The following is an 8301-nucleotide window of genomic DNA, read 5'->3' as shown; positions in this document are numbered from 1 at the left end:
GGCTAGGGCAGCGCTGCGGGGCGCCGAGTCGGCGCGCCCGGCATCTACGTGGGCGGCGCCAAGGTGATGGCCCTGGGCCTGCGCGTGCGCCGCGGCTGCAGCTTCCACGGCCTGGCCTTCAACGTGGCCATGGACCTGGAGCCTTTCCGGCGCATCAACCCCTGCGGTTTCCAGGGGCTGGAAGTGACCTCGGTGCTAGACTTGGGCGGTCCCGGCGACCCGGCCGCGATCAAGCCGGCCCTGGTCCAGGCCCTGTCCCGAACCCTGGGGCTGGCCGCCGGTTTTTCGCCCGACGCGCCCGACCTCACCCCCTCCGCCTGAGCCGCCCCCGACCATGTCCGACAACGCCAAGACCATTCCGCTGCAGGTGCTGGGTTCGCCGCTGGTGGAAGGCGCCAAGCAACTGGGCGGCGACAAGATCGGCAAGAGTCCGGTGAAGTTCGACGAATCGGCGCCGGTGCTGCGCAAGCCCAGCTGGATCCGGGTGCGCATCCCCGCCGGCAATGCCGTCGCCAAACTCAAGGCCAAGCTGCGCGAGAACCGCCTGGTCACCGTGTGCGAAGAAGCCAGCTGCCCCAACATCCACGAGTGCTTCAGCCACGGCACCGCCACCTTCATGATCCTGGGCGAGGTGTGCACTCGCCGCTGCAGCTTCTGCGACGTGGCCCACGGCCGGCCCAAGCCGCCCGACGCCAGCGAGCCGGCCAACCTGGCCCGCACGGTGGCCGACATGGGCCTGCGCTACGTGGTGATCACGTCGGTGGACCGCGACGACCTGCGCGACGGCGGCGCACAGCATTTCGTGGACTGCATCCGCGAGGCGCGCGCGCTGTCGCCGGAGCTCAAGATCGAAATCCTCACGCCCGACTTCCGCGGCAAGGGCCGCATGGACCGCGCGCTGGAAATCCTGGCCACCCATCCGCCGGACGTGTTCAACCACAACCTGGAAACCGTGCGCGAGCTGTATGCCAACGTGCGCCCCGGCGCCGACTACGACTGGTCGCTGCAGCTGCTGCAGCGCTTCAAGGCGCAGCACCCCGACGTGCCCACCAAGTCCGGCATCATGCTGGGCCTGGGGGAAGAGTGGGACCAGGTGCTGGGTGCGCTGCGCGACCTGCGCGCGCACGACGTGGACATGGTCACCATCGGTCAGTATCTGCAGCCCACGCCGCACCACCACCCGGTCATCCGCTACTGGACCCCGGATGAGTTCAAGGCGCTGGAAACACAAGGCCTGGCGATGGGCTTCACGCACGTGGCCTCGGGCCCGATGGTGCGTTCGTCCTACCACGCCGACCGCATGGCGGCCGATGCCGGCTACGTGGCCCTGACGTCCTGAGTAAACGCGGCTTTAACATCGGGCTGAACGAATGCCCCGCGTATTGGTCGCACATCACTTAAGGCACACGCCCGGCGGCTATGCTGGGCGCATGCTGGACCCCTGAATCACCGGAAGACCCCATGCTCAAGCACAAGCTGATCGCCCTTTCCGTCGCGCTGCCGTTGGCCATGGCCCTGGCGGGTACGTCTGTCCCGGCTCCTGCGCCTGCCAAGAAGGTCCCGGCCGCCGCCAGCTACCAGCCCAGCGCCGAACAGGCCGCCGCGGCCCGCCTGGTGTACGGCATCCTGTCCGACAGCCGCTACGTCTACCGCGCCAAGCCGCTGGACGATGCGCTGTCGATGGAAATCCACCGCCGCTACCTCGAGTCGCTGGATTCCCAGAAGCTGTTCTTCACCCAGGCCGACATCACGCGCTTCGACGCCTACCGCACGCGCCACGACGACGCCATCAAGAACCAGCAGCTGGGCGCCGCCTACGACATCTTCACCACCTACGTGAAGCGCGTGGACGACCGCGTGGCCTACGCCAACCGCCTGCTCGCCAAGCCTTTCGACTTCAGCACCGACGACAGCTGGGCCTACGACCGCGAAGACGTGGCCTGGGCGGCCAGCGGCGCCGAGCTCGACGCCGCCTGGCTGAAGTACGTCAAGAACGACGCGCTGCGCCTGAAGCTGGCCGGCCGCAGCCAGGACGAGATCCGCAAGACGCTGGGCAAGCGCTATGCCGGCCTTGCCGAGCGCGTGCACGAGCTGCGCGCCGATGACGTGTTCGAGACGTTCATGAACGCCTACGCCACGTCCATCGATCCGCACACCAGCTACATGTCGCCGCGAAGCGCCGAAAACTTCAACATGCAGATGCGCCTTTCGCTGGAGGGCATCGGCGCGGTGCTGCAGCGCCAGGAAGAGTTCGTGGTCATCCGCACCATCGTGCCGGGCGGCCCGGCGGGCACCAACGGCAAGCTCAAGGTGGGCGATCGCGTGGTGGCCGTGGGCCAGGGCGCCAGCGGCCCGATGACCGACGTGGTGGGCTGGCGCATCGACGACGTGGTGGCGCTAATCCGCGGCAAGAAGGGCACCCAGGTGCGCCTGGACGTTCTGCCCGCCGAGGCCGGCACCGACGCCACGCCCACCGCGATCGCCATCGTTCGCGACAAGGTGAAGCTGGAGGAACAGGCCGCCCAGAAGCGCGTCATCGACGTTGACGGGCGCCGCATCGGCGTGATCGAGCTGCCCACGTTCTACCTCGACTTCGAAGCCAAGCGTCGCGGCGACAAGGACGCCCGTTCGGCGACCGTTGACGTGGCCAGGCTGCTGCGCGAACTGCGTGCGGAAAAAGTCGACGGCGTAGTGGTTGACCTGCGCGACAACGGCGGCGGCTCGCTGCTTGAAGCCGTCGAGCTCACCGGCCTGTTCATCGACACCGGCCCGGTGGTGCAGGTGCGCGAAACCGGCGGCCGCGTCAGCGTCGAATCCGACGACATGGGCGGCGTGGCCTGGGATGGCCCGCTGGCCGTGCTGGTGAACCGCAGCTCGGCGTCGGCGTCGGAAATCTTCGCCGCCGCGATCCAGGATTACGGCCGCGGCCTGATCATCGGCGAGCCCACCTTCGGCAAGGGCACGGTGCAGAGCCTGATCGACCTGGACCGTTTCCCGCGCAAGGACGACGTCCAGTTCGGCCAGGTGAAGCTCACCGTGGCGCAGTTCTTCCGCGTTGACGGCGGCACCACCCAGCACGCCGGCGTGGTGCCCGACCTGCAGTTCCCGGTCACGCTGGACGCCAGCGAGTACGGCGAGAGCAGCTTCGACAATGCGCTGCCGGCCACCCGCATCGCCCAGGCGCCGCACATGAACGTCGGCAACTTCACCTCGCTGGGCCCGCAGCTGCGCAGCCGGCACAAGGCGCGCGTGGCCACGGACGCCGAGTTCGGCTGGTGGGCGCAGGACGTGGCCACCTTCCGCGAGGACCGCGAGAAGAAAACCATCTCGCTCAACGAAACCGTGCGGCGCGCCGAGCGCGACCGCCTGGAGAGCCAGCGCAAGCAGCGCGCCGCCGAGCGCAAGGCGGCAGGACTGGACAGCGACACGTTGGCGCGCGCCGACGACGGCCTGAGCGCCAGCGAGCGCAGCGTCGCCGACCAGACCGCGGTGGAAGAAGCCGCCAAGAACCGTCCCGACCCGCTGCTGCGCGAATCGGCGGCCATCCTGGCCGATGCGCTCGACCTGCTGTCCAGCGACGGCGCCCTGACCGCCAAGGTGCTGCCGGTGACGCGCCAGCCGACCATCTGGGCCGAATAAGCACAGCAAGATCCGGATAGCCGGCGCCCCGCGCGCCGGCTAGCCTGTGTGCATGCCCACCCGCGCCGCCACCGCTGATCCCCGTCTCGACCAGGCCCGCCGCCTGCTGGACGACCACGACCTGGGCCTGGAAGCGCTGGGCGCCGCCGTCGGCCTGAGCGCGACCCACCTGCAGCGTCGCTTCCGCGACCAGTTCGGGCTCACGCCCGCGGAATATCTTGCGCAGCGCCGGCTGGCCGCACTCAAGCGCGGGCTGCGCGGCGGGCGCAGCGTCACCCATGCCCTGTACGACGCCGGCTACGGTTCGCCCAGCCGCGTGTACCAGGACGGCGCTGCCCGGCTGGGGATGCCGCCGCTGGCCTACGGCCGCGGTGGAGCGGGGCTGGATATCCGCTGGTCGCTGGTGGACACCGCGCTGGGCCAGGCGCTGGTGGCCGCCACCGAGCGCGGCATCTGCGCGGTGGCCCTGGGCGACGACCCGCAGGCGCTGGAGCGCGAGCTGCGCGATGAGTTCCCCAACGCCACGCTGCACTGGGTTGAGCAGGGTCGCGAGGGTTTCCTCGCGCCGCGCCTGCGCGCGGTGGCCGATGCGCTGGCCAGCCGGTCCGGCACGGTGCCCGTGGAGCTGGTGGGCACGGCCTTCCAACTGCGCGTATGGCAGGCGCTGATGCGCATCCCGCCGGGCGAAACCCGCAGCTACGCCGAACTCGCCGCCAGCCTGGACGCGCCCCGGGCGGCGCGCGCCGTCGCCCGCGCCTGCGCCAGCAACCGCGTGGCGGTGCTGGTGCCCTGCCACCGCGTGATCCGCGGCGACGGCACCCCGGGTGGCTACCGCTGGGGGCTGCCGCGCAAGCAGGCGCTGCTGGCGTCCGAATCGCTGTTGTCGAAAGCCCAACCCAAGAGCCGCGCATGAGTCCTGGAAAATCCGCGGCACCGTCCGCCCTCGCGGTCGCCCTGGCGCTCGCCTCGGTGTACCTGGTGTGGGGCTCGACCTATCTCGCCATCCGCGTCGGGCTGGAAGGCTACCCGCCCTTTCTGATGGGCAGCCTGCGTTTCCTGGCGGCCAGCGCCGTGTTCTATGGCTTCCTGCGCTGGCGCGGCCACGCCGCGCCCACCCGCGCACAGTGGAAGAACGCGGCGGTGATGGGGCTTTTCATGCTGGTGATGGGCAACGGCCTGGTGAACTTCGCCGAACAGACGGTGTCGTCGGGGCTGGCCGCGATCGCGGTGGCGTCCATGCCGCTGTGGGCGGCGCTGTTCGGCGTGCTCAAGCGCCAACATCCCAGCCGCGGCGAATGGCTGGGGCTGGCGGTGGGTTTCGTCGGCGTGATCTGGCTCAACGTGGGCAGCGAAATGCGCGCCAGCCCGGCCGGCATGCTGGCGCTGCTGGCGGCGCCGATCGCCTGGGCCTGGGGTTCGATCTGGAGCCGGGGCCGCGACCTGCCCGCGCCATTCATGAGCACTGCGGCGCAGATGGTCTGCGGCGGCGTGGCGATGGGCGTGCTGGGTTTGGCGCTGGGCGAGCGCATCACCAAGGTGCCGCCGCTGGAGGCCACGCTGGCGGTGGGCTACCTGGCGGCGTTCGGCTCCATCGTGGCGTTCAGCGCCTACGTGTGGCTGCTGCAGAACGTGCGGCCGGCGCTGGCCACCAGCTATGCCTACGTGAACCCGCCGATCGCGGTGCTGCTGGGCGCGCTGCTGCTGGGCGAAAGCTTCGGCCTCAGCGCCATCGGTGCGATGGCGGTGATCCTGGCCGGCGTGCTGATCATCACCCGCGCCAAGGCGCGGGTGGCCTAGCGGTCAGGCTTTCGCGAGCGCCAGCGGCAGCACGCGCAGGCGCTGCCCGTTGAGGGCGAACACCGCGTTGGCCACCGCGGGCGCGATCGGCGGCAGGCCCGGCTCACCCACGCCGCCGGGCTTTTCGCTGCTGGCCACCACGTGCGTGTCCACTTCGGGCATCTCCGGCAGGCGCAGCGACGGGTAGTCGTGGTAGTTGGACTGCTGCACGCGGCCGTCCTTGAAGGTGATCTTGCCCTGCAGCGCCGCGCTGAGGCCGTAGGCGATGCCCGACTCCATCTGCGCGGCGATCATCAGCGGGTTCACCGCCACGCCGCAGTCGATGGCGCAGGTGACCTTGTGCACGCGCACCGCGCCATCCTGCACCGACACCTCGGCCACCTGGGCCACGTAGCTGCCGAAGGATTCATGCACCGCGATGCCGCGCGCGCGGCCGGCCGGCAGCGGCGAACCCCAGCCGGCTTTCTCCGCCGCGAGGTTGAGCACGCCCAGGTGCCGCGCATGGCCCTTGAGCAGCGCGCGGCGGTAGTCCAGCGGATCCTGGCCGGCGGCGTGCGCCAGTTCGTCCACCAGGCTTTCCATCACGAAGGCGTTCTGGCTATGGCCGACCGAGCGCCACCACAGCACGGGCACGCCGTTGGTGGGGGAGTGCAGGTCCACGCGATGGTCAGCCAGGCCGGTGATGTAAGGCGAGTTGTTCACGCCTTCCACCGACGAGCCGTCCACGCCGTCCTTCACCAGGCCCGCGAACGGCGTGCCGGCCATGATCGACTGGCCCACCAGCACGTGGTCCCAGGCCAGCGGCAGGCCGTCGTCGCCCAGGGCGATGCGGGCGCGCTCGAAGACCATCGGGCGGTAGTAGCCGCCCTGGGTGTCATCTTCGCGGGTCCAGACCGTTTTCACCGGCAGGCCGGCGGCCTTGGCCACGTGCACCGCTTCGGTCACCACGTCGGCGCCGGGCGTGGCGCGGCGGCCGAAGGCGCCGCCCAGGAAGGGCGTGTGCACCTTCACCTGTTCGGGCTTGAGGCCGGTGATGGCGGCGGCGGCGCCCTGTTCGATGGTCTGGAACTGCGTGCCCACCCACAGCTCGCACTGGTCGGCGCTGATGCGCACGGTGCAGTTGAGCGGCTCCATCGCGGCGTGCGCGAGGTAGGGCACGTGGTACTCGGCTTCGATGGTTTTCGCGGCGGTGGCGATCCTGGCGCGGGCGTCGCCCTTGCGCGCGGCGTTGGCGCCATCGCTCTTGGCCAGTTCGCGGTACTGCGCCAGCTGCCTGGCCGAGTCCATCCCGGCGTTCGGGCCCAGGTCCCAGTCCACCGACAGTGCGTCGCGGCCCTTCTTTGCGGCCCAGAAATGGTCGGCCACCACGGCTACGCCCGACGGCACCTGCACCACCTTGCGCACGCCGGGCACGGCCAGCGCAGGCGCGGGATCGAACGATTTCACGGTGGCGCCGAACACGGGCGCGCGCGCCACGACGGCGGTCTTGAGGCCTTCGAACTGGATGTCCATGCCGAACACGGCGCTGCCGTTGATCTTCTCGGGCGTGTCGAGCCGGCGCGTGGGCTTGCCGATTACTTTCCAGTCGGCCGGGGCCTTGAGCGCCACGTCGGTGGGCACCGCCAGCTTGCCGGCGTCGTCGGCAAGTTCGCCGTAGGTGGCGCGCCGGTCGCCGGCGATCACCGCGCCGTTTTCGGTGCGGCAGGCCGAGGCGTCCACGCCGAAGCGCGCCGCCGCCGCCTGCACCAGCATGGCGCGCGCCGTGGCGCCCACCTGCCGGTAGCGGTCGAACTCCGACCAGGTGGTGGTGGAGCCGCCGGTGCCCTGCATGCCGAAGGCGATGCTGGCGTATACCGGCGCGGCGGGCGCATGTTCGACCTTGAAGTTCGCCCAGTCGGCGTCGAGCTCTTCGGCGATCAGCATCGGCAGCGTGGTCCAGATGCCCTGGCCCATTTCCGAATGCGCCAACAGCACCGTGACGCTGTCGTCGGCGCCGATGCGCAGGAAGGCGTTGGGTGTGAGCGCTGCCGCGGCGGCCGGCGCTTCCTGGGCAAAGGCCAGGCGCTTGCCGCCCGGCACCACGAAGGCAACCACCAGGCCGCCGCCGACGAGGGCGCTGGCCTTGAGGAAGGTGCGGCGGGATGGAAGGTGTTCAGCGTTCACGGGCGTTCTCCGTCGAACTGGGTGGGCGCCGGGGACGGCGCGCGGGAATCAGGGATTGCGGTTCAGGCCTTGCCGATCTCGGCGGCGCGATGGATCGCGGCGCGGATGCGCGGGTAAGTGCCGCAGCGGCACAGGTTGCCGGCCATCGCCGCGTCTATCTGCGCGTCGTCGGGATTGTTCACCACCTGCAGCAGCGCCGCCGCGGCCATGATCTGGCCGGACTGGCAATAGCCGCACTGCACCACGTCCAGTTCCGCCCAGGCTTTCTGCACCGGGTGGCTGGCGTCGGCCGACAGGCCTTCGATGGTGGTGATCTTGCGGCCCGCCATGGACGAGGCCGGGGTGATGCAGGCCTTCATCGGCACGCCGTCCACGTGCACGGTGCAGGCGCCGCACTGGGCGATGCCGCAGCCGTACTTGGTGCCGGTGAGGCCGATCAGGTCGCGCAGGACCCACAGCAGCGGCATGTCGCTGGAGGCATCGACGTCGTGCTCGACGCCGTTCACTGAAAGTTTCATGGAAGTCCCTTGCGGCGGCTGGGTGGCCTGGGCAGCCTACTCCTGCTTTTTGCCCGGTCCAAGTGGAGTCGCCCCGCCGCGGTGAAGGTCGGCCGCGGTGTCGATGTCGCCGGCCAGTGTGGCGCTGGCAAAGGCGTGGACGCGGTCGGCGCGGCCCCCCGCACCGGAGGCCGGCCCCCCGCGC

General features: G+C 70.4%; 6 protein-coding genes and 1 pseudogene. 5 read left to right on the top strand and 2 right to left on the bottom strand.

Annotated features, from left to right (window positions below; translation table 11 throughout):
* Positions 1–12: 12 nt before the first annotated feature.
* From K0M70_RS07040 to yedA, 5 genes and pseudogenes are all read left to right on the top strand, one after another.
* Positions 13–321 (top strand): annotated as a pseudogene (locus tag K0M70_RS07040) (lipoyl(octanoyl) transferase); the annotation flags it as partial.
* A gap of 13 nt (positions 322–334) precedes the next feature.
* Positions 335–1339, top strand: coding sequence for a lipoyl synthase (gene lipA / locus K0M70_RS07035; RefSeq protein WP_290780970.1), 1005 nt, complete (start codon positions 335–337; stop codon positions 1337–1339).
* A gap of 122 nt (positions 1340–1461) precedes the next feature.
* Entirely contained in the window at positions 1462–3639 is a 2178-nt protein-coding gene (locus K0M70_RS07030; protein ID WP_290780968.1) for a carboxy terminal-processing peptidase, read from the top strand.
* Between the two features lie 52 nt (positions 3640–3691).
* Positions 3692–4552 (top strand): methylated-DNA--[protein]-cysteine S-methyltransferase, encoded by an 861-nt coding sequence (locus K0M70_RS07025; RefSeq protein WP_290780967.1) that lies wholly within the window; start codon positions 3692–3694, stop codon positions 4550–4552.
* Positions 4549–5436 carry a drug/metabolite exporter YedA gene (gene yedA, locus K0M70_RS07020; protein WP_290780966.1) on the top strand — a complete coding sequence of 296 codons (888 nt, stop codon included), beginning with the start codon at positions 4549–4551 and terminating at the stop codon, positions 5434–5436. The genes K0M70_RS07025 and yedA overlap by 4 nt, the downstream gene beginning before the upstream one ends.
* Positions 5437–5439: 3 nt before the next feature.
* Here the strand turns inward: yedA and K0M70_RS07015 are convergent, their stop codons facing one another.
* Together K0M70_RS07015 and K0M70_RS07010 are read right to left on the bottom strand one after the other, a co-directional pair.
* The gene (locus K0M70_RS07015; RefSeq protein WP_290780964.1) at positions 5440–7599 is read right to left on the bottom strand and encodes a xanthine dehydrogenase family protein molybdopterin-binding subunit; all 2160 of its coding nucleotides are present in this window, start codon (positions 7597–7599) and stop codon (positions 5440–5442) included.
* A gap of 62 nt (positions 7600–7661) precedes the next feature.
* Positions 7662–8117, bottom strand: coding sequence for a (2Fe-2S)-binding protein (locus tag K0M70_RS07010; RefSeq protein WP_290780962.1), 456 nt, complete (start codon positions 8115–8117; stop codon positions 7662–7664).
* Positions 8118–8301 lie beyond the last annotated feature (184 nt).

The organism is Arenimonas sp. (assembly GCF_019459675.1).
Classification (GTDB): domain Bacteria; phylum Pseudomonadota; class Gammaproteobacteria; order Xanthomonadales; family Xanthomonadaceae; genus Arenimonas.
This window is presented reverse-complemented; position numbering and strand designations above follow the sequence as displayed.